Source organism: Sphingobium xanthum (assembly GCF_019737615.1).
Lineage (GTDB): Bacteria > Pseudomonadota > Alphaproteobacteria > Sphingomonadales > Sphingomonadaceae > Sphingobium > Sphingobium xanthum.
This window is the reverse complement of the sequence record NZ_JAHKKS010000005.1, coordinates 20,630-44,630: the sequence shown is the minus strand read 5'-3', so window position 1 is coordinate 44,630 and position 24,001 is coordinate 20,630. Positions and strand designations below refer to the sequence as shown.

Annotated in this window: 24 protein-coding genes, 1 tRNA gene and 1 riboswitch; of the genes, 14 read left to right on the top strand and 11 right to left on the bottom strand. The window is 63.7% G+C overall.

Features of this window, described 5'->3' with window-relative positions:
* Nucleotide 1: 1 nt before the first annotated feature.
* The 3 genes from KM135_RS10055 to KM135_RS10045 form a co-directional block, all read right to left on the bottom strand.
* Nucleotides 2-1,069, bottom strand: a complete 1,068-nt coding sequence (locus KM135_RS10055; RefSeq protein WP_221713879.1) for a CAP domain-containing protein — start codon at nt 1,067-1,069, stop codon at nt 2-4.
* A gap of 133 nt (nt 1,070-1,202) precedes the next feature.
* The gene (locus tag KM135_RS10050; RefSeq protein WP_221713878.1) at nt 1,203-1,736 is read right to left on the bottom strand and encodes a GNAT family N-acetyltransferase; all 534 of its coding nucleotides are present in this window, start codon (nt 1,734-1,736) and stop codon (nt 1,203-1,205) included.
* The gene (locus KM135_RS10045; RefSeq protein ID WP_425517031.1) at nt 1,729-2,490 is read right to left on the bottom strand and encodes a methyltransferase domain-containing protein; all 762 of its coding nucleotides are present in this window, start codon (nt 2,488-2,490) and stop codon (nt 1,729-1,731) included. The genes KM135_RS10050 and KM135_RS10045 overlap by 8 nt, the downstream gene beginning before the upstream one ends.
* A 59-nt stretch (nt 2,491-2,549) precedes the next feature.
* On the opposite strand from KM135_RS10045, the gene KM135_RS10040 reads away from it, so the two are divergent.
* On the top strand, nt 2,550-3,761 hold the full coding sequence (locus KM135_RS10040; protein ID WP_221713876.1) for a DUF418 domain-containing protein: 1,212 nt from the start codon (nt 2,550-2,552) through the stop codon (nt 3,759-3,761).
* Between the two features lie 328 nt (nt 3,762-4,089).
* Here KM135_RS10040 and KM135_RS10035 read toward each other — a convergent pair whose 3' ends face one another.
* From KM135_RS10035 to KM135_RS10025, 3 genes are all read right to left on the bottom strand, one after another.
* Nucleotides 4,090-4,608, bottom strand: coding sequence for an FxDxF family PEP-CTERM protein (locus KM135_RS10035; RefSeq protein ID WP_246605911.1), 519 nt, complete (start codon nt 4,606-4,608; stop codon nt 4,090-4,092).
* 440 nt (nt 4,609-5,048) lie between these two features.
* Nucleotides 5,049-5,579: an FxDxF family PEP-CTERM protein gene (locus KM135_RS10030; protein WP_221713874.1), complete on the bottom strand. Its 531-nt coding sequence runs from the start codon at nt 5,577-5,579 to the stop codon at nt 5,049-5,051.
* A gap of 239 nt (nt 5,580-5,818) precedes the next feature.
* Nucleotides 5,819-7,891, bottom strand: coding sequence for a M13 family metallopeptidase (locus tag KM135_RS10025; protein ID WP_221713873.1), 2,073 nt, complete (start codon nt 7,889-7,891; stop codon nt 5,819-5,821).
* Nucleotides 7,892-8,112: 221 nt separating this feature from the next.
* Between KM135_RS10025 and KM135_RS10020 the strand changes: the two genes are divergently transcribed.
* From KM135_RS10020 to KM135_RS10010, 3 genes are all read left to right on the top strand, one after another.
* Nucleotides 8,113-8,991, top strand: coding sequence for a LysR substrate-binding domain-containing protein (locus tag KM135_RS10020; RefSeq protein WP_221713872.1), 879 nt, complete (start codon nt 8,113-8,115; stop codon nt 8,989-8,991).
* Nucleotides 8,992-9,315: 324 nt separating this feature from the next.
* The gene (locus KM135_RS10015; protein ID WP_221713871.1) at nt 9,316-9,684 is read left to right on the top strand and encodes a response regulator; all 369 of its coding nucleotides are present in this window, start codon (nt 9,316-9,318) and stop codon (nt 9,682-9,684) included.
* 73 nt (nt 9,685-9,757) lie between these two features.
* Nucleotides 9,758-10,030 (top strand): hypothetical protein, encoded by a 273-nt coding sequence (locus KM135_RS10010; RefSeq protein WP_221713870.1) that lies wholly within the window; start codon nt 9,758-9,760, stop codon nt 10,028-10,030.
* Nucleotides 10,031-10,477: 447 nt separating this feature from the next.
* Here KM135_RS10010 and KM135_RS10005 read toward each other — a convergent pair whose 3' ends face one another.
* Nucleotides 10,478-10,912 carry a hypothetical protein gene (locus tag KM135_RS10005; protein WP_221713869.1) on the bottom strand — a complete coding sequence of 145 codons (435 nt, stop codon included), beginning with the start codon at nt 10,910-10,912 and terminating at the stop codon, nt 10,478-10,480.
* Between the two features lie 18 nt (nt 10,913-10,930).
* On the opposite strand from KM135_RS10005, the gene KM135_RS10000 reads away from it, so the two are divergent.
* From KM135_RS10000 to KM135_RS09970, 7 genes are all read left to right on the top strand, one after another.
* Complete coding sequence (locus KM135_RS10000; protein WP_221713868.1) at nt 10,931-11,353, top strand: hypothetical protein; 423 nt, start codon at nt 10,931-10,933, stop codon at nt 11,351-11,353.
* A 346-nt stretch (nt 11,354-11,699) separates the two neighbouring features.
* Nucleotides 11,700-12,323, top strand: coding sequence for a class I SAM-dependent methyltransferase (locus tag KM135_RS09995; RefSeq protein ID WP_246605909.1), 624 nt, complete (start codon nt 11,700-11,702; stop codon nt 12,321-12,323).
* Nucleotides 12,323-12,528: riboswitch (cobalamin riboswitch) on the top strand. It overlaps the preceding gene by 1 nt.
* A gap of 185 nt (nt 12,529-12,713) precedes the next feature.
* Entirely contained in the window at nt 12,714-14,522 is a 1,809-nt protein-coding gene (locus KM135_RS09990; RefSeq protein WP_221713866.1) for a TonB-dependent receptor plug domain-containing protein, read from the top strand.
* A complete protein-coding gene (locus KM135_RS09985; RefSeq protein ID WP_221713865.1) occupies nt 14,519-15,349 on the top strand; it encodes an ABC transporter substrate-binding protein in 831 nt (276 codons plus the stop codon). The genes KM135_RS09990 and KM135_RS09985 overlap by 4 nt, the downstream gene beginning before the upstream one ends.
* On the top strand, nt 15,346-16,314 hold the full coding sequence (locus KM135_RS09980; RefSeq protein WP_221713864.1) for a FecCD family ABC transporter permease: 969 nt from the start codon (nt 15,346-15,348) through the stop codon (nt 16,312-16,314). The genes KM135_RS09985 and KM135_RS09980 overlap by 4 nt, the downstream gene beginning before the upstream one ends.
* On the top strand, nt 16,314-17,069 hold the full coding sequence (locus KM135_RS09975; protein ID WP_221713863.1) for an ABC transporter ATP-binding protein: 756 nt from the start codon (nt 16,314-16,316) through the stop codon (nt 17,067-17,069). Before KM135_RS09980 ends, KM135_RS09975 begins: the two co-directional genes overlap by 1 nt.
* 278 nt (nt 17,070-17,347) lie before the next feature.
* Nucleotides 17,348-17,677, top strand: coding sequence for a hypothetical protein (locus tag KM135_RS09970; RefSeq protein WP_221713862.1), 330 nt, complete (start codon nt 17,348-17,350; stop codon nt 17,675-17,677).
* Between the two features lie 80 nt (nt 17,678-17,757).
* Here the strand turns inward: KM135_RS09970 and KM135_RS09965 are convergent, their stop codons facing one another.
* The gene (locus KM135_RS09965; protein WP_221713861.1) at nt 17,758-18,174 is read right to left on the bottom strand and encodes a nuclear transport factor 2 family protein; all 417 of its coding nucleotides are present in this window, start codon (nt 18,172-18,174) and stop codon (nt 17,758-17,760) included.
* Between the two features lie 200 nt (nt 18,175-18,374).
* On the opposite strand from KM135_RS09965, the gene KM135_RS09960 reads away from it, so the two are divergent.
* Both KM135_RS09960 and KM135_RS09955 read left to right on the top strand, forming a co-directional pair.
* Nucleotides 18,375-19,583, top strand: coding sequence for an FAD-dependent monooxygenase (locus KM135_RS09960; RefSeq protein ID WP_221713860.1), 1,209 nt, complete (start codon nt 18,375-18,377; stop codon nt 19,581-19,583).
* 279 nt (nt 19,584-19,862) lie between these two features.
* Nucleotides 19,863-20,180 (top strand): PspC domain-containing protein, encoded by a 318-nt coding sequence (locus KM135_RS09955; protein WP_221713859.1) that lies wholly within the window; start codon nt 19,863-19,865, stop codon nt 20,178-20,180.
* Nucleotides 20,181-20,281: 101 nt separating this feature from the next.
* Here the strand turns inward: KM135_RS09955 and KM135_RS09950 are convergent, their stop codons facing one another.
* On the bottom strand, nt 20,282-20,893 hold the full coding sequence (locus KM135_RS09950; protein WP_221713858.1) for an LON peptidase substrate-binding domain-containing protein: 612 nt from the start codon (nt 20,891-20,893) through the stop codon (nt 20,282-20,284).
* 5 nt (nt 20,894-20,898) lie between these two features.
* Entirely contained in the window at nt 20,899-21,810 is a 912-nt protein-coding gene (locus tag KM135_RS09945; protein WP_221713857.1) for a tetratricopeptide repeat protein, read from the bottom strand.
* Nucleotides 21,811-21,984: 174 nt separating this feature from the next.
* Between KM135_RS09945 and KM135_RS09940 the strand changes: the two genes are divergently transcribed.
* Nucleotides 21,985-22,059: transfer RNA gene (locus tag KM135_RS09940), tRNA-Gly, on the top strand.
* A 192-nt stretch (nt 22,060-22,251) separates the two neighbouring features.
* Here KM135_RS09940 and KM135_RS09935 read toward each other — a convergent pair.
* Complete coding sequence (locus tag KM135_RS09935) at nt 22,252-23,985, bottom strand: arylsulfatase (protein WP_221713856.1); 1,734 nt, start codon at nt 23,983-23,985, stop codon at nt 22,252-22,254.
* Between the last annotated feature and the right edge of the window lie 16 nt (nt 23,986-24,001).

Here is a 24,001-nt window from a genome sequence, read left to right as displayed (position 1 = left end):
CTCAAGGCAGGATCCTGAACGTATATTCGTAGCTCGTTTGCGGCGCGCCGGTGACGCCGGTGATGCGCACCGTGTAGGTCGTATTGGTCGCGAGGCCGGTGACACGCCACTGGATGCTGTTCGGCAAGCCATAGCCCTGATTATCGGAGGTGACGTCGGTCACGGCCAGATTGGTCGAGCCGTTGCTGACTGTCACGGTCGCGCCGGAGAAGCTCACACCGCCATTGGCACCGCGGCTGCTTGCACTCGCGACGACCGAGAAGGACAGATAGTCGCCCGTGCCGAAATAGCGCACCGGATAGTCGCCGAACGGATAGGCCACATAGGCGGGCAGGCCAGTCGGCGTGGGCGGGGTGGCCGCAAAGCCAAACACCTTCATCGAGGCGGCATCGCTGCGGCTGCCGTTGGCGAGTTGCTGGGCGACGCGGCCATAGGCGATCTTGCCCAGGAACGGATCGAGGATCCAGCGGCGGTGGCCGATCGAGGCGCTGCCGCCTTCGGTCAGCCAGAGGCCGAGATAGGCGTCCTCGCTCGACCAGCGCAGGCCCGTGCCCCAGCCGCCGATCAGATTGCTCGATCCCGCGCCGGTCGAGCCGGTCGCTGTGTAGCAGAGCCAGCTCGTCGGCGGCGTGTGGCTGAGCGTGTTGTTGGCGGCCTGCATCAGCGAGGATTCGTCTACCTGCGCATTGTCCGCATCGGAATGAGCGACGGCCGGCAGATTGTGCAGGGCGCGCAGGGCGTTGAGCCGCGCGAGCATCTCGGCGCGGACGCTGGCCTTGAGCGTGCCCGTGCGGCAGCCGGCGATGTCGGGCTGCACGTCGTACATCGCTGCCGCGGCGGCCGACCAGCTTGTCGGGGTGGGGGTAGGCGTCGGTGACGGGGTGGGTGTCGGCGCAGGTGTCGGACTGGGCGAAGGCGTGGGGGAGGGACTCGGCGTCGGCGTCGCGATGACGACCGGCGCGCTGCCGCCAGAGCCCGATCCGCCGCAGGCCGCGAGCGGGAAGGCGAGCAGGCTCGCGCTCGCCAGCGAGGTCGCCCAATTGGCGCGGAGTTTGATCCGGTTCTTCATTTTCCCAGCCTGCTCATTGCCCCGGCGCGCGCACGGCGCCAGCGGTGATCATTAGGGCGAGAGAGTGGACGGGAGGTGAACGCGGCGGTGCGCCGGGGCAGCCGCGATGCGGTCCACCTCACACCGCTACCGGTCAGTCGCGGCGGAAGATGAACTCCGCGTCGCGATGCGCGCCGACCATGAAGTGATAGTCGCCGACCTTGCGGAAACCCTGCGCGGCATAGACCGCCTGTGCGCGATCATTGCCGGACCAGACGCCGAGCCATTGCGGGCCGGGATATTCGGCGGCCAGCCAGTCGAGCGAAGTCGATAGCAGACGGCGGCCGAGGCCCATGCCCTGTGCGCTGCCCCGCACGTAGAGTTGATAAAGCTCGCCCGAGCGGTTCGTCACCTCGGGATGCGGGAGCTTGGAGGGGCCGCAATGCGCATAAGCGAGCAGATCGCCCCGCGCATCCGCGCAGACCCAGGTGGCATGCGTCTCGTCCGCGATTTCCGTGGCAACGCGCGCCTCGCCATAGCTGTCCGTCTCGAACTGCGCGAGATCGGCCGGCGGATAGGGAATGCCAAAGCCTTCGAGAAACGTCTCGCGGAAGCAGGCAAGCTTGAGCGCGGCGAGCGTGGGCACGTCGGCCGGGGTCGCAAGGCGGAGCATGGCAGTGTCAGACATGGGTGATGCGGCCATAGAGGACATGATAGCTCGTCGCGCCGCCGGCGCGATCGAAATCGTCGATCACGCGCCGCAGTGCCGAGGGGCCGAGCGGTCGGTAGTCCGGCCGGGGCACGTGCGCACCGATCGCGTGGAAATGGCGCAGCAGCCCCTGCCCGCCCTCGATCGGCACGGGGTGATGCTCGTCGCAGGCGAAGGCGTCGCCGAACCCGGCCAGCATGGCCTGCAATTGGCCGAGCGTCGGATAGTCCGGCAGGCCCGGCGTCAGGCCGCATCGCTCATGCGCCGCCCGCCAGCTCGCGAAGCTCTCCGCGCCCATCGTCGCGAAATAGAGGCTGCCGCCGGGCCGGAGCAGAGCATTGAGGCGCGCCAGGGCCAGCGGCAGATCCTCGAACCACTGGAAGGCGAGGCTGGAGAGGATCAGATCGAAGCGCGCCCCTTCGAACACGGGGGCTTCCCCATCCATGGCCATCAGGCGTGCGGCAAGGCCGGCACGCGCCGCAGCATCGACCATTTCGGGCGCGAGATCGGTGGCGGTGAGGTCGGCTTGCGGCCAGCGCTCCTGAATCTCGCGCGTGAGGAGGCCTGTGCCGCAGCCTATCTCCAGGATCGGCGCGTCCGGCGCGAGCCGCTCGCGTCCGGCCAGCTCGGCAAGATGGCGCGCGACGACGCGCTGCACGCCGGCGCCTTCGTCATAGCGCTCGGCCGCGGCGGCGAAGGCCGCGCCGATCAATGCCTTGCGTGCTGCACCCATGGCGATGCGCATGCCATGCGCGGGGGTGGACGTGAAGGCAAAAGACGATAGGAGGCGGCATGGCTGATGAAAGCTTCCGCATAGACGGTCTCGATTTCCTGCGCGGCTGTGCCGTCATGGGCATTCTCCTCGCCAATATCGTAGTCTTCGCGCTCCCCTCTGCCGCGCTGTTCAATCCGTTCGCCGCCGGAACGAATGGCCCCGCCGATCTCGCCGCGTGGCTGTTCAATTTCCTGTTCGTCGACGGAAAGATGCGCGCGCTGTTTGCGCTGCTCTTCGGCGCGTCAATCCTGCTGGTCATGGAATCTGCGGAAATGGACGGGCGGGAGGGCGTTGCGGCGCATCGGCGCCGGATGCTCTGGCTGATCCTAATCGGCCTTGCCCATTATCTGCTGCTCTGGTCGGGCGATATCTTGCTGCAGCTCGCCTTGTGCGGCCTCGTCGCGACCCTGTTCGTGCGGCTGGAGACGCTCAGCCTCATCAAGCTCGCGCTCGCCCTGCTTGGCGCACAATGGCTGATCAATCTCTCGGCGACCTTGCCGGCGTTCTGGCTGCGCTCGGCTGCGCAGACACCGGGCGCGGCACAGGCGCAATGGGCAAGCTATGCGGATGCGCTGGGCATTGGGCAGAGCGCGTCGGTCGCGTCCGAACTGGCGCATTATCGGCAGGGCTATGACGAGATACTGGCGTTTCGTATGGCCGGCGCGCCGCACGAATTCCTGAATCTGCTGCTCTATTCGGTGCCCGAAATGCTCGCCTTCATCGCGCTGGGTATGGCGATGCTCAAGGGTGGCTTTCTCGCCGGGCAATGGCAGCCGACGCAATATGGCGCGACCTGGCGGCGGGCGCTTGTCGTGGGCCTTGTACCGATGATCGGACTGGCGCTTTGGGTGCTGACTTCCCGCGATCCTCTGGCCGCACAGGCCGCGTCTTTCGGCTGGTCTGTGCCGTTGCGCCTGCCGCTCGCCGTGGGCCTTGCTGCGCTTGCCATGGGCATCGCGGTGCGTTTGCCCGATGCATGGCTGGTCCGTGCGATCCGCGCGATCGGCCGGCTGGCCCTGTCCAACTATCTGCTGACCAGCCTGGTCATGACCGGCCTGTTCTACGGCTATGGCCTCGCGCTGTTCGGGACGCTCGGCCGGGCTGTGCTGCTGGTGCCGGTGATCGGCATGTGGGCCGTCATGATCGGCTGGTCCGTTGCGTGGCGGCGGAGGATGGGGCAGGGGCCGGCTGAACGGCTCTGGCGGCGATTGGCACGCGGGTCCGCCTGAACGGCCGCTCCCGGTTCGCGGAGAGATCTCGCGGGGCAGGCGAAGCTGGACCGTCGGGATGCGACGACATTGCGGACATTATCGCCCCTCCTCTTCAGAGGAGGGGCGATGACCGGCTCCCCACTCATCGCCGCCATTTGTTCATCAGGGAATTTGCCGATGTGCCCTGGCCGCGGGGGAGCGAGGCTGACATCGTTGGCGATACAAGGCTTCATTCAGTGTAGCACAGACAAAGAAATAGCGTCGATATCGTCATGATATCGACGCTATTCTTGCCTTGTGAGAGCCTGGAGGGACGAGGTCGAACCCCGTTCCTCCAAGAAATCTCTTAGCTGAACGCGACGCGGGCGTTCTGCGAACGGCGACGCATAGCAACGCCGACAGCCGCGATACCGGCAACCATCATGGCCCAGGTGGTGGGCTCAGGAACCGGAGCAATGGAGATGTCGCCCGAATAGGTGACAGCCGCCTTGGTCGAGCTGTACGAAATGTTCAGCGTGTGAGCGCCGGCCGTCAGGAACGCGCCCACGATCTCGGCGGTCGAGAAGAACGCGCCGTTCGACACGCTGCCGAAGAACACGCCATCGAGATCAACCGAGATGAAATCGATGTTGCCCTGCGGACCCGAAACCGAGCCGAGCAGTGCGGTCGTGAAGTAGCTGTCCACATCCAGCGTGAACGCAAACGAGTCGGAAAGCAGCGCACCGGCCGAAGCCGCTTCGCCTTCGAAGTGATCAAACGGGTCCCACGACGCGAGCTGAATGCCCTCGACCACGGTTGCGTTCGCGGACGGGGCAAGGCCCAGCGCCGCAACGGCAGCAGTCGCTGCCAGAATAGCCTTCTTCATTGTAATCTCCCACAACGCCTTGGTTGGCGATTTGCAAATAGCCTGCTGCGACTGCGAAGTTCAAGCTTCGTTAGCCAAGTTTTACATTTGGGTGTCTCAGAATGAGATGGGTTTCGTAGGCGGGCCGTGAAATCATTGAAAAACAGTGCATTATTGGAAAGCGGAAATGGGCCGTCCAGCGCGTTTTTCCACGGCCATCGTGTAAATTTCCGCCTCAATGTCTGAAGGAATATGCTTAACGCGAATCGCTTGGGTAAACGCCATCCCGCGACGGTTGATCCCGACCGGGCCGACGCCATGCTGCACCGGCGAGTATTTCGGGGGCTATCGCTCGCGCCGGCGGGCGCCAATACGTCATATCCGAGGAAAAAAGAGAGGCGCGACGGTAGCTCCGTCGCGCCCCTGAAACCCTGAAACGAAGTCTGGTCTCTGCTTCGCGGTCAGGCGAAAGCGACGCGCGTCGTCTTCGCGGTCTGCATCCGGCGACGCATGGTGAAGCCGAGGCCGCCAATACCGGCGAACATGACCGCCCAGCTCGTCGGCGCGGGCACTTCGACCGGATTGATGGTGATGTCGCCCGCATAGGTCACCTTAGCGGCCGTCGAGGAATATTTCACGCGCAGCACATGGTCGCCGGCCGCCAGAGCGACGGGGTTCAGCTCGGCCTTGGACAGGAAGCCGTTGGTGATCGTGAAGAAATGCACGCCGTCGAGATCGACCGACTCGAACTCGAGATCCTGCTTCGGATTTGCGACCGAAGTCAGGAGCGCCGTCGTGAATGAACTCGCAACGTCGAGATTGAAGGTGAAGAGATCGATCTGGCCAGCGCCAGTCGATGTCGACTCGCCTTCAAAATGGTCGAACCAGTCGCCCGACGAGAGCTGGATTCCCTCGACGACGGTCGCATTGGCGGCCGGAGCCAGACCCAACGCCGCCAGTGCAACGACTGCCGCACGAAGCTGCTTGTTCATTCAAATTCTCCCACAACGCCTGACACGGCGCTGACCGAATAATCGCATGCGCCCTCGCGCCGCGCAACGAAAATTAACAATTGAGGTTAAGGCGGCTGTGTCGAAACGAGACGTCCGAAACCGGAGCATTTTCAGTCAGTGCGGCGCTTCGTCGGCATCCCGCAAGTAAAACGCCAATGTAAAATCTGCACTGTGGCGGCGCTCGTTAATCCAGACGAGCGCCACGTACCGGAGCCGGGTCACCAGATGCGGACGCGCTGCTCGGGAGGGAGTGCCAGCTTGCCCGTTGCCGGTACCGAATAGGCGCCGTACCAGGGATCGAGATTCCGCACGATCGCGACGCGCTCCTCGGAGGGGGAATGCGGATCGGTCAGCAGGCGCTGGCGCAGATTGGCCTCGCGATAATTGCGACGCCAGACCTGCGCCCAGCCGAGATAGAAGCGCTGGTCGCCCGTCGTTCCGTCGATGACCGGCGCTTCCTTGCCGCCGAGCGAGGCCTTGTAGGCTTCATAGGCGGCGGTGAGACCTGCAAGATCGGCGATATTCTCGCCAAGGGTCAGTTCGCCCTTCACATGTTCGCCCGGCAGGGGCTCATAAGAGTCATACTGCTTCACGAGCTTGTCGGTCAGTGCCTTGAAATTGGCGACGTCTTGATCGGTCCACCATTGGGCGAGGCGGCCGGTCTCGTCATATTTCGCGCCCTGATCGTCGAAGTGATGGCTGATCTCATGGCCGATGACGGCGCCGATGCCGCCATAGTTGATCGCCGGGTCGGCATGCGGATCGAAGAAGGGTGGCTGCAGGATGGCGGCCGGGAAGACGATCTCCGTCATGCCGAAATTGGCATAAGCGTTGATCTCCATCGGCGTCATGAACCATTCCCAGCGGTAGATGGGCTTGCCGAGCTTGCCGACCATATAGTCATAGTCGAACTGGTTGGAGCGCAGCGCATTGCCGAACAGGTCGCCGCGCTTGATCTCCAGCCCCGCATAATCGCGCCACTTGTCGGGATAGCCGATCTTGGGCGTGAAGGCGGCGAGCTTCTTGTGGGCGCGTGCCTTGGCCTCGGCGCTCATCCAGGGGAGGCCATCGATGCGGCGCCCCATGGCGGCCAGCACATTCTTCACCAGCTGGTCTGCGGCGGCCTTCGTCTCCGGCGGGAAATATTTGGCGACATAGGCCTTGCCGAGTTCCTCGCCGAGCGACCCCTTGACGAAAGTGACGCCGCGCTTCCAGCGCTCCTCGCGCTGCGGGGTGCCATTGAGTGTCGTGCCGTAGAAGGCGAAGCTCTCATTGCCGATCGCGTCGGGCAGATAATCGGCGAAATTGTCGAGGCTGCGGATCAGTAGCTGGTCCTTCAATACGGCGAGCGGCGCCTTGGCGATGAGCGCCGCTTCACCCTTGATGGCGCTCGGCTGCGAGACGAGGAGGCTGTCCGCATTGACGCCAGCGGCCTTGAACATGGTGGCGAAGTCAAAGCCGGGCGCCAGCCTGGTCAGCTCGGCCAACGTCATCTTGTTATAGGTCTTCTCGGCATCGCGGCTATCGACGCGGGTCCAGTGGACTTTGGCGATCTCGGTCTCGAAGGCCATGAGCGCCGCCGCACGCTTCGCGCCGTCCGTCTCGCCGGCCAGCTCGAACATCCTGGTGAGATGCGCGACATAGGCCTTGCGGGTCGTCTCCATCTTCTCGCCTGGCTGGAGATAATAGTCGCGGTCCGGCATGCCGAGGCCGCCTTGCGTCAGCGTGAAGATGTAGTTCTCTGGTGCTTTGTCGTCCTGCCCGACATAGCCGCCAAACGGGCGGGACACGCCGTTGCGGGCGGACTGGGCGAAGACGGCGACATAGTCCGCGCGCGTCTTCACGGCCTTGATCGCGTCGAGCCACGGCTTGATGGGGGCGAGTCCCTGCGCCTCGACCGTCGGCGCATCGAGATAGGCGACATAGGCATTGCCGATCTTGCTCGACGGATCGGTTTTCGCGGTGTCGAGGATTTCCTGCGTGCGCTGTTTCGAGAGATCGTCGAGCAGCGTGAACATGCCGTAGTTGGACTTGTCTGCCGGGATCGGCGTGTTCTTCGTCCAGGTGCCGTTGGCATAATCATAAAAGTCGTCGCCGGGCGCGACGTTGCGGTCCATGCCGGTCTCGTCGAAGCCATAGTCGCCGATCGTCGGCTTGGGTGCCGGAGGGGATGCTGGCGCAGCGGTCTCGACCGGAGCGGGCCCGGCCGGTGGTGCCTCGCCGGCAAGGCGATTCGAACAGGCGGACAGGCTGACGGACGCTAGGGCAAGCGCGATAAAGGAGCGACGCATGAGGGGAGTCCTTCAAATCTTGAAATCCCGCCGGGCGGCGGGCGAATGAGGGAAACTAGCAATTGGGCGCGCGCAACTGAACCTCCTTTCGCGCTTTCGCCGATCGGGCGCCGGTCGAGCCTAAAATGTTCACTTCCCGACAAAAACGGGGCTGGCGTCTTGCTCGCAGTTGCGGCATGCTTGTGCAATGCAACATATAAACATGGAGCGTTGAACCGCTCATGCGTCGCCTGCCACCCCTTACCGCCCTGGAAGCGTTCGTTCAGGTCGCCCGTACTGGGTCCGTCAAAGCCGCGGCGGAGGAGCTGGCACTTTCCGCACCTGCGCTGAGCCGTCGCATCCAGGCGCTGGAACGCTTCCTCGGATACACCTTGTTCGAGCGCAAGCATCAGCAGCTCGAGCTCAATCAGCACGGCCATGGGCTGCTCAAGGAAATCGCTCCGGCGCTCGATGCGCTCGGTGCGGCGATCGAAAGTGCGACCAGCGGTGCGCGCACGATGCGCGTGCGCCTGGGCATGCTGCCGCTGTTCGCCAGTCAGCGGCTGTTCCCGCGCCTCGGCGAGTTCCACCGGGCCTATCCGGACCTGCATCTGGACGTCGATACGAGTCCCAATGCAATCGCCCGCCTGGGCGAAGGGCTGGACGCGGCCATCGTGCTGGCGCGCGACGTCGATCCCTCGCTCTATGCGCGCGAACTGGATCGCGATCAGGTCTATCTCATCGGATCGAAGGCGATGACGGAAGGCGAGGGCGCCATCCGCAAGCCGCAGGACATTGCACGGCAGACCGTGCTCATCCACCGCGACATGTCGGCGACGTTCGATATCTGGAAGGAAGCCGTCGGGCAGCCACAGCTCAACCCGGCCTCGATCGATTATTATGATTCGGGTGCGCTCATGCTGGAAGCGGCGGCGCAGGGGCTCGGCATCGCGGTGATGCATGGCCGCCATTTCGAGCATGCGCAGGATCCGCGCATCGTGCGCCTGTTCGACCAGCACATTGAAAGCCCCTATCGCTATTTCTTCGTGTGCCGGCCCAAGGCGCTGGAACGCCGCGCCGTCCGTCTCTTCCATGACTGGCTGATTCAGGCGGAAATCTAACCACTTGAATTTGTATATATCCAGGGTGCCGATTTACCGATCGTTAACCCCCCGCGGGCTATAAGGAACGCAGACGCCGCGCCGGCCGCCGTCATATCCTCCCACAGTGGCAGGTGGCCGGCGCGGATCTTCCCTCCATCGTCGAATGACTGCGCTGCTTGCGTGCCGCTGCCCGGCATCCAGCCGTGTTCAATGCGCCTCGTGCAATGCGTTCGTCGTTTTGTGCCGTCGTCCTGACAGGGCGGAACGATTTTTAAAGGGGATGCGCTCTATCGTGCCCGTTCGAGCCGATCGGGCGGCGAGAAGAGCACGGAAGTTTGGGAAATGCCGACGAAGATTCTAGCCGTGGATGACAGCCGGAGCATGCGCGCACTCCTGAAGATGACGCTGGCGAGCAGCGGCTTCGATGTGGAGGAGGCCGAGGATGGCCAGGCGGCGCTCGACTGGCTGGAGAATAATGAAGTCGATCTCATCATCACCGACATCAACATGCCGCGTCTGGACGGATACGGCCTCATCGAGACGCTACGCAGCGAGCATCGCCGCCATGTCGATCGCCCCATCCTCGTGCTGACCACAGAATGCACCGAGGAGAAGCGCGCGCGCGGGCGTGATGCCGGTGCGACCGGGTGGATCGTCAAGCCGTTCGACCCGGAGCGACTGGTCGCCGCAGTCCGTCACGCCGTTCATTGAGCAAAGTTACAGAGGGGAATCGATCTCGATGAGCCGCATGTCAGCCATTCACGCCGCGACGCCGGGGACTCCCATGGCGGACGACCCGCTGATGCGCACGGTCATTGCCGATGAACTTGAGCGTATCCGCGAATTGCTGGAGAAGATGGGCATGGGCCTGTGCGCCGATCCGCAGATCATCACCGGGCATATGGATGCGCTGCAGACCATCGACGAACTGTGCCAGCGCAATGAAAATCTTTCGCGCACTCTTCGCGCCGCCGACATGGTCGCCGAAGCTGGCAATATCACGCTCGAATCGCTGCGGGTGCGCATCGCCGACGCCCTGACCGGGCTATCCGATTAGAGTGATTTCGAGCCGGATGGCCTCATCTGGCGGCTCGCAAACGCAGTCCGGTGACGCCAAATCACGGAAAACACAGAAAAGCTTGAGACCTTACGGTTCACTCGAAACCGAAACGTCTCTGGAAGACTGCCTGCCGATGTGGCAATGATCCCACCTCTCACGCCAGAGGGGCGGGTTCTCTGGTAGGCCGAAGCCTCTGGCGATCACGGCCTGCACACCATGCGCCTTCGACGGAACGATGATCATGGTTAACGGCATCTTAGGGAATCGCCGATAGCGCTGAGCGAAGCCTGATCCCCTGCTGGAAGGTGCGCCGATGGCGGACGCCGCGTTCTCATTGCCTATTTGTTCCCATCCTATCGACGGGAAAGCAGATGATCGACTTTCGATGACAGATCGATTGGCGGCCATGCCGGGAGCCGCGACGGCTATTGTCCCTATTCTGCGTCAACCGGCGCCCTCCGCCTTGAGAGACTGGAGGAAGCGCTGGAAACCCTCATCCGGGCCGGATTCGCCGAATTGCGGGTGCGATCCGCTGCTTCGGGTGATCCCGCGCTCCAAGAGGGGATAATCCAGCGAATTTTTAACAGACAGCAAGGAGGCATTTGGATGCGCTGGGAAGATTTGAACGTCGATAAAATCTATATCAATACCGTAGCAAAGGTTGGAAGCGCATCCTTCCTTCACTCCCTCAGGGGGGCGGGCTTCAATGTGCATCACGGCCACTCCCTCGCTTTTCTGAGGGATGTCGTGACACAACAGGAAAATTGCCTCGTCATATCCGGCATTAGAAACCCGCTGGATCGGAACCTGTCCTATTTTTTCCAGACCTATGCAGATGATTTCTGCAATGATCTCAAGATACGAAAAAACGATTATCAAGGAGAATATTGCTTTGTCATGGACAAAGACAAAATAAATGAAGTTTCTCCAATTAAAATAATAGATATATTTTTATCTCAGCAATGGCATTATTCATTCAATGAATGGTTTTATGAATTTTTTGAAATAACGGAAATAGAATTTCTGGAATTCAACAGAAATCTTGGTATTGGAGTTTATGGACTTCCGAGAGGAAGTTATCTCCTATTCTATGTATTTGAAAAGCTGCACATCAGTACGCCATTTCTTGAAGCATTTTTCGGCATAGAGGAACTCGGGCACTCAAATAATTCCGAAGAAAGAATATATAAAAATCAATACAATAAGGTTAAGTCGCTGATCAGAATGCCTCAGAAATATAAGGAAGATTTACTTCTTACGCCAATTATGAAAAACTTCTATAAGAAGGAAGATATATTATCTTTCTTGGAGAAGTATTGATCTAAGATTTTGTTATTTCGTGGAGGAAAAAGGCTTTTCCTGGCAGCGCTCTTCGGCGCCATCTGTGCCGGGTCGGGCGTAGCCGTTGGATACTGATCGGCGGCTGCCTGTGCAGGTCCGTGGCCTCGGCTAAGTCGGGAACTCACGAGGCGAAGAACGAGCTTTCCACGGGTACTTCCCTGCCGTTGCCAGTCATTCGGCGACAGGGCGGGTCGGAGGCATAAGGCCCATCCTTCGCGTCGGCTTCCCCCCAGGCGCATCTTGCCTCTTTTCATCGCCAGTCCCGCGCTCTAGTGAGGCACTTCTGTGACATCCTGAGCGAGGGGCGATGGCCAGCAACGGACCTATGCTCACCGAACGCCGCAACAGCGCCGGTGAATATCTCAAGTTCCTCCACGCCTGGATCCGCAAACCGCGGCAGACGGCTTCGATCGTTCCCAGCAGCCCCTATCTGGGCCGGATGATGGCGCGACAGATCGATCCGCAGGGCGGGCCGGTCATGGAATTCGGCGGTGGCACCGGTGCATTGACGCGCGAGATTCTGGCGACGGGCCTGCCCGTGAGCGATCTCGAAGTCGTGGAGATCGACCCGACCTTCGCGCGCAATCTGCGGCGACACTTCCATGGCGTGAAGATCATCGAGGCGCCTGCGCAGAGCGTCCTGGCCGAAGCGCAGGGCGGCGCGGGGGCCTATCAGTGCGTCATTAGCGGCCTCCCGCTGCTGGCGATGAGCAAAACGCTGCAGAAGGCCATTCTCGCCGAAGCCTTCAAGCTCCTGCAGCCCGGTGGCTCGTTCATCCAGTTCACTTATTCGCCGCGTCCGCCGCTCGCCGACTCCGTCGCGGATGCGCTGGACCTCGGCGTCGATCGCGTCGGGACGATCGTCCGCAATGTTCCGCCTGCCACGGTTTTCCGTTATCGGCGCGCCGCGGACATTGCCGCCGTTGACCGTCCGGCCGCATCCCTCTAGACCTCACACCCGTTACGGGTCCCCATGCGAGTGGGGCGAGAAAGGGAAGTCCGGTGAAAGTCCGGTGCTGTACCCGCAACTGTAACCGGCGAGCCAAGTGCCATCCACGCCACTGCGGCAAGGGACACAAGTCCCGAGCCATGGGAAGGCGGCACGGACGCGATGACCCGGGAGCCAGGAGACCTGCCCGCTGACAGTCTGTCCTTCGCCGGTCGGGAGTTGCCGAGCGAACGGGGCTGAAACCCTCGCGTGACGACACAAGGAAACGGCCGCGCGCCGGCTGTCGTGGCCGGCCGTTGCCGACTGTGTGAGGGACGTCCTGTGACGAAGGGAAATCATCTGAAATTTGCGCCATTGTCGGCGCTGTGGCTGCTTATCTCCGCGCCGGCCATGGCGGAGGAGTCCGCGTCGGTCATCATCGTGACCGCGACCGGACAGCCGCAGGACCGCGACGAAAGCGGCCAGACCGTCAGCATCATCGATGCCGCCACGATCGAGCGGAGCCAGGCGCGCAGCGTCGCCGATCTGCTCGGGCGTGTGCCCTCGGTGCGCATCAACAGCAATGGCAGCCTCGGCTCGGTGACGAGCGTGTCTCTGCGCGGCGCCGAAGTCGGGCAGACGCTGGTGCTGCTGGATGGCGTGCGCGTCAACGATCCGAGCAGCACCAGCGATGCTGTCGATTTCGGCAATCTGCTCGTCGGCAATATCCGCCGGATCGAGGTGATGCGCGGCTCCAATGCCATTCCCTACGGCTCGGACGCGATCGGCGGCGTGATCGATCTCTCGACGCGCGACGAGGATGCACCCGATGGCCTCTTGCTGCGCGCCTCGGCCGAGGGCGGCTATGCCGGAACGGCGCAAGGCATTGCGGATGTCGGCTGGCGCGACGGGGGCCTGCGCGTCGACGCCGGTCTGGCGGGCCTGCGCACCGACGGCATTTCCAGCGCCGCGCGCCGCTTCGGTGCGACGGAGACGGACGGGCTGGAGAATGTGACGGCGCATGCGCGCATCGAGGCGCCGCTCACGAGCGAGATATCGATTGACCTGCGTGGTTATTATGTCGACTCGGTGCTCGACTATGACAGCTTCTTCGGAGCGCCATCGGACAGCAGCGATGTCAGTCAATTCAGTCAGTTTACCGGTTATGCGGGCCTGAAGGCATCGAGCTTCGGCGGCGCGTTCAACAGTCGCCTTTCCTTTACCTATCTGGCAAATCGGCGCGACTATCGCTTCGTGGCCGGATCGCCGGTGGACTTCGGCTATCGCGGCAATGGCTGGCGCCTCGACTATCAGGGCAAGCTTGCCGTTCACCGGGCAGCGGACCTGCTGTTCGGCTACACGCATGACGCGCCGGACTATCGCTTCTTCGGTTTCGGGTCCGATGAAACGCATGACGCGCAGACGGACAGCGGCTTTGCCATGCTGATCGTGCGGCCGCTGCCGCGCTTGTCGGTGACCGGCGGTGTGCGACATGACGAGCATAGCCAGTTCGGCGGCGTCACGACGCTGGGCGCCAATGCCAATCTTGGCCTTGCGGACGGCAAGACTCGTGTGCGCTTCGCTTATGGCGAGGGCTTCCGGACTCCGTCGCTCTACCAGCTCTATGACACGTTCAGCGGCACAGCGAGCCTGGCGCCAGAGCGATCGGACAGCGTCAATGTCGGGCTCGACCGCAGCTTCGCGAACGGGAAGGGGCAGGTCTCTCTGACCCTGTTTAGCCGGACCACGCGCAACCAGATCGATTTCGACATGGCGACCTTCCGCTATGGCAATCTTGCGCGCACCAAAGCGCAGGGCGCCGAGCTGGAAGTCGCGCTGAGCCCGGTCGAGGGCTTCGACATCGAGCTCGCCTGGAGCCTGGTCGATACGCGCGACCGCTCGCCAGGTAGCGCCAATTTCGATCGACATCTGTCGCGTCGCCCGGTCCACGGCATCAGCTTATCGATGGACAAGGACTGGGGCTTCGGCTTCGCCACCGGCGCGACCTTTCGCCTCAATAGCGACGCCGTCGATCCAACCGCGCCGAGCGGTTCGCTCGATGGCTATGTACTGCTGGATCTGCGGGCGAGCTATCGCATCGACGAGCGCTTCGAACTGTTCGGCAGGGTGGAGAATGTCTTCGATGCCGATTACGAAACCGCCTATGGCTATGGAACCTATGGCCGTGCGGCTTATGGCGGGGTGCGGGTGAAACTATGATGCGCGTTGCGGCGCTGGCCTCTCTGCTCATGCTTGCCGGATGCGGCGGCAAGCAGGCCGTGCCCGCGCCGCAAGCCACGGCGGCGCCGCGCGTCATGTCGCTCAATCCCTGTGTCGATGCGATCCTCGTCGAGGTGGCCGATCCGGCGCAGATCCTCTCGATCAGCCATTACAGCCACGATCCGCGCGCGACTTCCATTCCCCTGGCGGTCGCGCGCCGCTACCCCGCCAATGCCGAGACGGCGGAGGAAGTCGTGGCGCTGCGGCCCGATCTCGTGCTGCTCGGCTCGCATGTCGCCCCGGCGACGCAGCGGATGATCCGCGATGTCGGCATCCGCATCGAGCGGGTGGACGTGCCTGCGACGATTGAGCAGAGCCGGCAGCAGGTGCTGCAGGTGGCGCGCGCGGTCGGTCATGAGGCGCGGGGACGGGCGCTGCTGGCGCGGATCGATGCGGCGCTGATGGCGGCGCGGCCGGCGAGGAATGAAGAGCCCTTGCCGGCGCTGATCCGGCTGGGCGGCGGCCTCGTGCCGGGGCAGGGGGCGCTTGCCGACGAATTGCTGGTGCAGACCGGTTTCCGCAACATGAGCGCGGATTATGGCCTTGCCATGTGGGACATATTGCCGCTCGAGCCGATGATTGCCCGGCCGCCGCGGCTGCTGCTCACTGATCGCGCGGAAGGCGACGCCGAGAGCCGCTTGCTGGCGAAAGTGCCGGGGCTGAAGTCTGCCGATTTTCCGGACCGGCTGCTGCAATGCGCCGGGCCCAATCTCATAGAAGCGGCTGGCCGGCTGGCCGCAATCCGCCGCGCGCAGGGCCGCTCGTGAGCCGCTCGGCCAAGCTCGGCCTGCTCGCGCTCGGCGTGATCCTGGCGCTGCTGCTGGCGCTGATCACCGGCAAAGTCTGGGTGCCGCTATGGGGCATGACGCAGGGCGACCCGCGCGGCATCATCATGATGGAACTGCGCCTGCCGCGCGCCTTGCTGGCGCTGACCGTCGGCGCGGGCCTCGGCCTCTCCGGCGCGGCACTGCAGGGCTATACGCGCAATCCGCTGGCCGACCCGGCGATCCTCGGCATTTCGGCGCTGGCTGCGCTCGGGGCCGTCACGGCCATCTTCCTTGGTCTCGCGGGTGCGACAGGGATTGTCGCCCTGTTCGCCATGATCGGCTCGGCGCTGGCCGTGCTGCTGCTCGGCTTGCTGGCCGGACGCAGCGCCAGTGCCGTCGCGTTCGTGCTGGCCGGGACCGTGCTGTCCTCGCTAGCGGGCGCGCTGACGGCCCTGCTGATTGCGCTCTCGCCCAATCCCTTCGCCACCTCGGAAATCATCAGCTGGCTCATGGGAGCGCTGACGGATCGCGGCTGGCTGGACGTGCGCATTGCCGCGCCGCTGGTGCTTGCGGGATCGGCGCTGTTGCTGACACAGGCGCGCGCGCTCGATGCGCTCACTCTGGGTGAGGCCGTCGCACGGTCGCTCGGCGTCGATCTGCGCCGCTTGCAGCTGCTGCTCGCCGTCGCGCTCGCACTGATCGTCGGCGGCTCGGTCGCGGTAACCGGCATTGTCGGTTTCGTCGGTCTGATCGTGCCGCATATGCTGCGGCCGATCTTCGGAGCCGAACCGTCGCGCCTGCTGATCCCCTCGGCGCTGGGCGGTGCGCTGCTCGTGCTCATTGCGGACAGCCTTGTGCGGCTGGTCCCCGGCGCGGGCGAATTGCGGCTGGGTGTCGCGATGGCGCTGATCGGCGCGCCATTCTTCTTCGCACTGCTCGTGCGCTACCGGCGGGAGCTGGCCTGATGCTCGTCGCGGAGGCTCTCGGCATCTCGGTCGGCAACGCCGCCATCCTGCGCGATGTCGAAGCCCGGCTGATGCCCGGCCGGGTCACGGCGATCGTCGGTCCCAATGGCGCGGGTAAGTCGACCTTGCTGTCCTGTCTCGCCGGACTGCGCGCGCCCGATCAGGGGCGCGTCTTGCTCGACGGCGCGTCGCTGCAGGACATCGCCGTACGTCTGCGGGCGAAGCGCATCGGCTATCTTCCGCAGGATGCCCCGCTGCACTGGAACATCGCCGTGCGTGCGCTCGTGGCGCTCGGGCGCTTCCCTTATGACGATGCTACCAGCCCGGACGGCCGCGCGGCGATCGACCGGGCAATGGCCGATCTCGCTCTGACCGATCTGGCCGATCGGCTGGCAGGCACGCTGTCCGGCGGCGAGCGCGCCCGCGCGATGCTGGCACGCGTGTTGGCAGGCGCACCTGACTGGATCCTCGCGGACGAGCCGCTCGCCGCGCTCGACATCGCGCATCGCCACGCCCTGATGATCGAACTGAGGGCCATCGCCGCGCGCGGCGTCGGCGTCGCCATCGTTGCCCATGATCTCGCGCTGGCCGCGCGGTTCGCGGACGACGCGATCCTGTTCGATCGTGGCGCGCTGGTGGCGGCCGGCCCGGTCGGCGACGTGCTGACGCCAGCGATGCTGGAGCCGGTCTTCGATGTGGCATTCGCCTACGCTCAGATGGGCGATGCGAGGGTGTTGATCAGCGATCTTCGCTAAGTGGCGCGGACAGTCAATTCGCGAGAGTCTGAAATAATTGCTGTCCTACAGGTTCCAGCCCATGGTAACGGAACCGAGCTCTTTCTCAGGTCCGAAAATCCCTCCCCGCGGCACCGGCGCCGAAGCGGAGAAACATGCTCGATAGTGTGACCTTCGTGTGACCTTTGGTGGCGTGAATAAGGGCAGCGTCATCGCGACGGCTGATTTGGGGTGGTTTGCGGAAGATCGGCATTTAAACGAGGAATTGAGTCAGCAGACACTATCTTACGGAATTCAGCATGAGCTATCGGATATTCTTCCATCATGGCCCCGACCTGAATTTTTCGACAAAAGTGGAGAGGGGTCGGATGGAAGTCGATAGCCACGCCGTCACGTTCATAGGAGAAGCAAATCCTATCCGAATTTCATTCGGCCAGATTAAAGATATCCAATTGATCCGATTACATAAAATTGGGCTTGTCGTTCGTATAGATCATGAAAATGGAACATCGTTCCTGTCGGTCATTCGATTGATGATTGGGCGGTTCGCGATCACCAATTTCTATACAACCGGAAGGGCATTTAAGCGGATAAAGGACGCCGTCCGGCGCGAACATGAGCCGAGCTAACCGTTTGTTTTTGGCAGTCGAGATCGCATTCATTAACAGCCGCAAAGTCGTCGAAACAGGTCGTTCCAAATCGACCCGGCCTAGGCAGCCGCGCCTTCCGCTTCCATCAGCGCCCGGATTTGTGCCGTGTCGGCGAACTGCACGAACGTTTCGATGCGCCCGTCATCGTCGAGGTCGATCATGTCCATGAGTTCGGTCCTCACCGGCGCCCCACCGGCGAAGCGCACGGTAACGGCCCAATGTACCGCCACCTTGCGACCCTCGACCACGGCGGCGATCCGCTCCATCTCGCTGAACGCGAACTTGTCGATGAGTTCGCCGATCGCCGCCATCGGCGTCTCGGCGCTGAGTGGAACGTTCTTCAGGAAATTGGCGTCGGCGGCGATGCGGAATTGCGCGCCCTTCGCCCAATAGGTCGCCAGCGCTGCCTTGTCCCCGCTGGCGCGGGCGGCATAGGCGGCTTCGATCGTCTTCAACGCCTCTTCGCGATTGAGCATGTCTTTCCCTCCAGAATGGTGGCCAGAATGACGTGGATCGCGACCCGGCCCGTGCCCGATGCTGCGAGACTCGGGTTTTTGCCAATTGAAGTCTCGCGCGAGACCAGTCTGTCCTGAACATGACGCTACGGCTAGCGGCCATTCTCACCGATGCGAACAAGCCGGTCGCCATGCGGCTGGATAGAGGCTAGAGACGGCGCATGCAGCGTTTCGACGTCATCATCCTCGGCGGCGGTCTGGTCGGGCTCACACTCGCCATCGCGCTCGGGCGGCACGGCGTCACCTGCGCGGTGATCGATCCGGCCGAGCCGTCTCACGCCACCGCGCCGGGCTTCGATGGCCGCGTCTCCGCCATATCGAGCGCGAGCTGGAAGCTGTTCGAGGCGATCGGCGTCGCCGCGCATCTGGACGGCAAGTCCTGCCCGATCGATCGCATCTGGGTGAGCGAGGGCCTGACTGGCGGCGCGCTGGACTTCGCGCCCGACCCCGAAGACGGCGCCATGGGCTTCATGGTCGAAAATCGCGAACTGCGCATTGCCATCGACAAGACGGCGCAGGGCGCGGAGGCCGTGACGCGCTTCCAGCCCGACAAGGCGATCGACATCGTGCGCGACGATTATGGCGTCACCGCGCGTCTCGGGAGCGGCGCGGAGATCGGTGCGAGCCTGCTGATCGGGGCCGAGGGGCGCGGCAGCCCGACGCGCGAGATGGCCGGCATTCCGGTGGCGAGCTGGGCCTATCCGCATACCGCTCTGGTCACGGCGATCGATCATGACGCGCCGCATGGCAACACGGCCTACGAGATCTTCTATCCCGGCGGCCCGTTCGCGCTGTTGCCCATGCAGCCAGGAACGCGCTCGGCGATCGTCTGGACCGTGCCCAATGATCATGCCGCAGCCTATCTGAAACTGCCCGAGCGCGCCTGGCTCGCCGAGGCGAAGAAGCGCATGGGCGATTTTCTCGGGGCCATCCGCCTCGCCGCGCCGATGCAGAGCTACAAGCTCGGCTATCATCGGGCGGCGCGGATCACGGACAAAAGGCTGGCGCTGGTGGGTGATGCGGCCCATGCCATCCATCCGATCGCAGGGCAGGGCGTCAATCTCGGCTTTCGCGATGCGGCCGCGCTGGCCGAAGTCGTGGTCGAGGGGATGCGCATGGGCCTCGAGCCCGGTGATGCGCAGCTGCTCGCGCGCTACCAGCGCTGGCGCGCGCTGGATTCGCTCAGCGTCACGGTCATGATGGATGGGCTCGTCCGCCTGTTCGACGTGCCCGGCAAGCCCGCTTCGCTCGTGCGCCGTCTCGGCCTCTCTGCCGTGCAGCGGCTGGGGCCGCTCAAGGACCGGTTCATGGCCGAAGCGCGGGGCGAAAGCGGCCCGCGCCCCAAGCTCCTGCTGGGCGACACAATTTAAGCCTCGTCTTCAGCGCGTCATAAACGGCTGGTTAATATGTTGCAGCGCACAAGGCTTGCGCTGGGCAAGCTTGGCGTCTATGCGCCGCAACCCCAGCGACGAATCAAGTCTTAGGAAAAATTCCCAACAGTTGGTGGTGAATTCCGCCAAGGGAACCGGTTAGCAGCTCCGTCTCAAGAGCGTTCTGACCGAAATCAGCCATTTTCCGAATTTGGCACGGCTCATGCATTGAATGGTGCATCAGCGAGCCGCTCGGTCGGCAGACCACAGGAGTTTCGAATGCAGACGTATCAGCCTTCCAATTTTGCCCGCAACGACACGCTGCTGGGCATCTGTCAGTCGATCGGTGATGACGTCGGCTTCAACCCCAACTATCTGCGCGTTTCGCTCGCTGTGATGGTGTTCTTCAGCCTCGGCGCTGCCGTCGCCGTCTATCTGGGGCTGGGCGCCGTCGTGCTGGCCACCCGCCTGCTGCACCGCGCGCCCCGCAAGCTGATGCCGCAGCCCGAAGCGGCCGAGGCCGTGCAGGCTGACGCGCCGGCCGCTGCCGCTGCGCAGAATGACGAAGCGTTTGTCCCGATGGCTGCTGCCGCCTGATCCCACAAGGCACGCACGTCCCACGCAACGCGCGCAGAGCCATCATGATCCGGCCGGTTGCCCCTCCCACGGTGACCGGCCGGTTTCGTTTCGCGTGAAGCTTATTGCAGCCGATTGCTGCCCTGCGCGTCGCCACGGCGGAAGAACTGCATGAGCTGGATAGTCAGCTCGGACCGCTCCGGCAGATTGTCCGCTTCCAGCAGCGCCTGTTTCGACGCGATGTCGAACGGGGCGATCTGGGCGATGGCATGGACGAGCGTCTCATCGTCGAGGGTCGCGACGGCGTCCCATTCCACCTCATAGCCGAGTGCATCGGCGAAGGTGCGTGCTTCCAGCTCCAGCGCGGCGCGCTCGCTGGGCGCCAGAAAGGGCTCGTCCGGATCATCCTCGATCAGCTCGGCCTCGACTTGACGGAACAAGGTCGCGACATCGAGCTCGCGCGCGATGCGGAAGCGGTTCTCGCCGGTCAGGATGATATTGAACCGCCCATCCTCCAGTGCCTCGATCTCTGCGATCCGGCCCATGCAGCCGATCGTGTAGAGCGGCGCTGGCTCGCCGGGGCCGCTCGGCTGGATCATGCCGATACGCTGGTCGCGCGCCATCGCCTCGCTGATCATCGCCCGGTAGCGTGGCTCGAAAATGTGCAGCGGCAAGTGCATGCGCGGAAACAGGACCGCGCCGCCAAGGGGAAAGATGGCAAGCCGCCGGTTCATTCGTCTCAGGCGAACAGGATCGCCGAGAGCTTGCGCCGTTGCGCCGCGACCCAGGGATCCTCGAGGCCGACCACTTCGAAAAGCTGCAGCAATTGCCCGCGCGCCTTGCCGTCTTCCCACGCGCGGTCGCGCGCGATGCTGGTGAGCAGGGCGTCGGCCGCCGCGTCCCGGTCGCCATTGGCCATATGGGCCGAGGAGAGCTCGAACAGAGCTTCGTGATCGTCCGGATTGGCCTCGACCCGTGCCTTGAGCGGCGCGATATCGACGCCCGGCGTGACGGAGCGGGCGAGGGCGATGGCGGCGCGGCCGCGCTCGATGGCGGGGTCCTTCGCCAGCTCGGGCGGCAGCTCCGCCAGCATCGCCTCGGCCTCGTCCGCCTGGCCCAGCGCGGCGAGCGCGCGGATGAGGCCGCCGATCGCCTCGGCATTGTCCGGCGCCATGTCGATGATCTGCGAGAAGACGGAGAGCGCGCGCTCATGGTCGCCCGAGGCGAGGACTTCTTCGCCCATGGCAAGCAAAGGCGCGAGATCCTGTGCGAGCTGACTCGCTTCACTCTCGATCGGCAGCTGCGCCAGGATCTGGTCGAGCATCTGGCGATACTGGCCTTCCGTGCGCGCCTGCGTCAGGTCCGCGACCGGCTGGCCCTGGAAAATGGCATAGACCGTCGGGATCGACTGCACGCGGAACTGGCTGGCGATGAAGCGATTCTCATCGACATTGATCTTGACCAGCAGCACGCCGCGATCGGCATATTCTGCAGCGATCTTCTCGATCACCGGCGAGAGCTGCTTGCACGGGCCGCACCACTCCGCCCAGAAATCCACAATCACGAGCTTGGTCTGCGATGGATCGACCACATCGCGGCGAAACTCCGCAACGGCCTGCTTGTCCTTCTCGCTCAACCCCAGGGTGGCCACGTCTTGTCTCCTGTCTCGCGCCCGTGCGCGGCCTCATATGGGGTGGATTGGGCGTGCTTCGCAAGGGCATGCGGATTCTTTGGGTTTCGTGGTAAAAGGGGCTTGCCGCCCTTGGGGGGCGATGCTAGGTGCGCCGCTCACCCGGCCGGATGGCACTTGCCCCGGCCCGCCAGAGCGGGCGTAGCTCAGGGGTAGAGCACAACCTTGCCAAGGTTGGGGTCGAGGGTTCGAATCCCTTCGCCCGCTCCAGTTTTCCGAATATTCTAAAAGCGATAGCCGGTCGCCGCGCTAGCCGGGGCGATCATGGCTTCTTCGGGTTGCCGATGTTTCAACGATGGCAACAAGGTCGATGCGCTGGCGGGCAGGGCCTGCTCGCGGTGTAGAACCAGCTGGGGTTCAGGGTCGCGAGTTGCTGCTTTGGGCGCAATAAAGCTCCCGCAGCTATCGCTTCGCCGCAGGGGCAAGGTCGAACATCGCCGGTCGTTCGCAAACGAAGGCGAGAGGCGCGCCGAGGGGCGTCGTGACAAAGCTGGCCCATTCGGATTGCCAGAGCGCCTTGAGGCGTTGCAGTTCCGTCGGATGACGGGACGCAACGTCCGTGCTTTCGGAAAAATCGGAGGCCAGATCATAGAGTTCCCACCGATCCGCCGCATGATCCTGTCCGCACGCCTGCATGGCGACCGCGCGCCACTGCCCGTCCGTGATCGCGCGATTGCCGCGCAGCTCGAAATATTGGGTATGACGGCCCTCGACCCGGCCGTCACGCACCGTCGCGAGGAAGGAGCGACCGGCTATGGGTAGTTGCTTCACGCCATCTACCTGTGCGTCGAACGCCGCGCCGGCGGCATCCAGCAGCGTGGGTGCGACATCGATCACGTCCACAAATTGCCGCCGGATAGCGCCTGGATCGCGCACTTCACGGGGCCAGCTGAAGATCATCGGGGTCCGCGTGCCACCGGAATAGGGCCAGAGCTTGTAGCGGCGGAAGGGTGTCGATCCGACCATCGCCCAGGGGCGCGGATACTCGGCCTGGGTCTTGCCGGTGCCGAGCTCCTCGATGCGTGCGCGCTGCTGGGCGGGCGTCAGCGTGTTGCGGCGGTAGAGCCCGTCGAACTCGCCCTCCTGGCCTGCTTCGCCTGCGGCGCCGTTGTCGGAGAGGAGAACGATGATCGTATCGTCGTAAAGACCACCGCGCTTGAGCCCATCGATCAATCGGCCGATCTGTCGATCGCAATGCTCGATAAAGCCCGCATAGACTGCCATGTAGCGCGTGAAGACGGCCTTCTCGTCCGCATCCAGATCGGCCCATGCGCGATCCGTCCCGGCGCGGGTCGGCAAGACCGTTTCCGGCGGCACGATCCCCATCGCCTTCATCCGCTCGAACCGCGATTCGCGCACCGCGTCCCAGCCTTTCTCGTAGATCGCGTCATAGGGCGCGGAGAAATCGCGCGACACCTGTATCGGCGCATGGGCGGTCCCATAGGCCAGATTGAGGTAGAACGGCCCAGCCTCCGGCGCGGCTTGATGCCGCTCGATCAGCGCAAGGGCGCGATCCGTGAGATCGACCGACAGGTGATAGCCTTCCGGAAGCTCCGGCTTGATATACTGATCGTTCTCGACCAGGTCAGGTTGGTACTGGTCCGTCCAGCCGCGCGCGAAGCCGTAGAAATAGTCAAAGCCGCGCTGGCGCGGCCAGCTTGTCCGGCCGGCATTGGCGCCCAGTTCCTTCATTGGTGTGAGATGCCATTTGCCCACGGCCCAGGTCGCATAACCACGCCGCTTGAGCGCCTGTGCGAGGTTCTGCGCGTTCGATGGAATGTCGAACATATCGGCCAGGGCCGGATCATTCTTCATGATCTGAACCACGTCCGGCACGTCGGGCATGTTGACGCTGTGGCTGTTGCGCCCGGTCAGCAGCGCCGCGCGCGTCGAGGAACAGACTGCCTTGGTGTGGAAATGCGCATAGCGAAGCCCGGCACCGGCCAGGGCATCCATCGCCGGGGTCCGGATTTCCGCGCCGAAGCAACCGAGGTCTGAATAGCCGACATCATCGAGGATGATCGTGATGATGTTGGGTCGGCGCGCTGCCGCCTGCGCGCGCGTGGCCGCGAATCCGGTCGCGAGGGCAGTCGTCGCACACAGGGAGACAATGAACGCACGGCGGGAGATGGACATCGGAAACCTCGCGGGA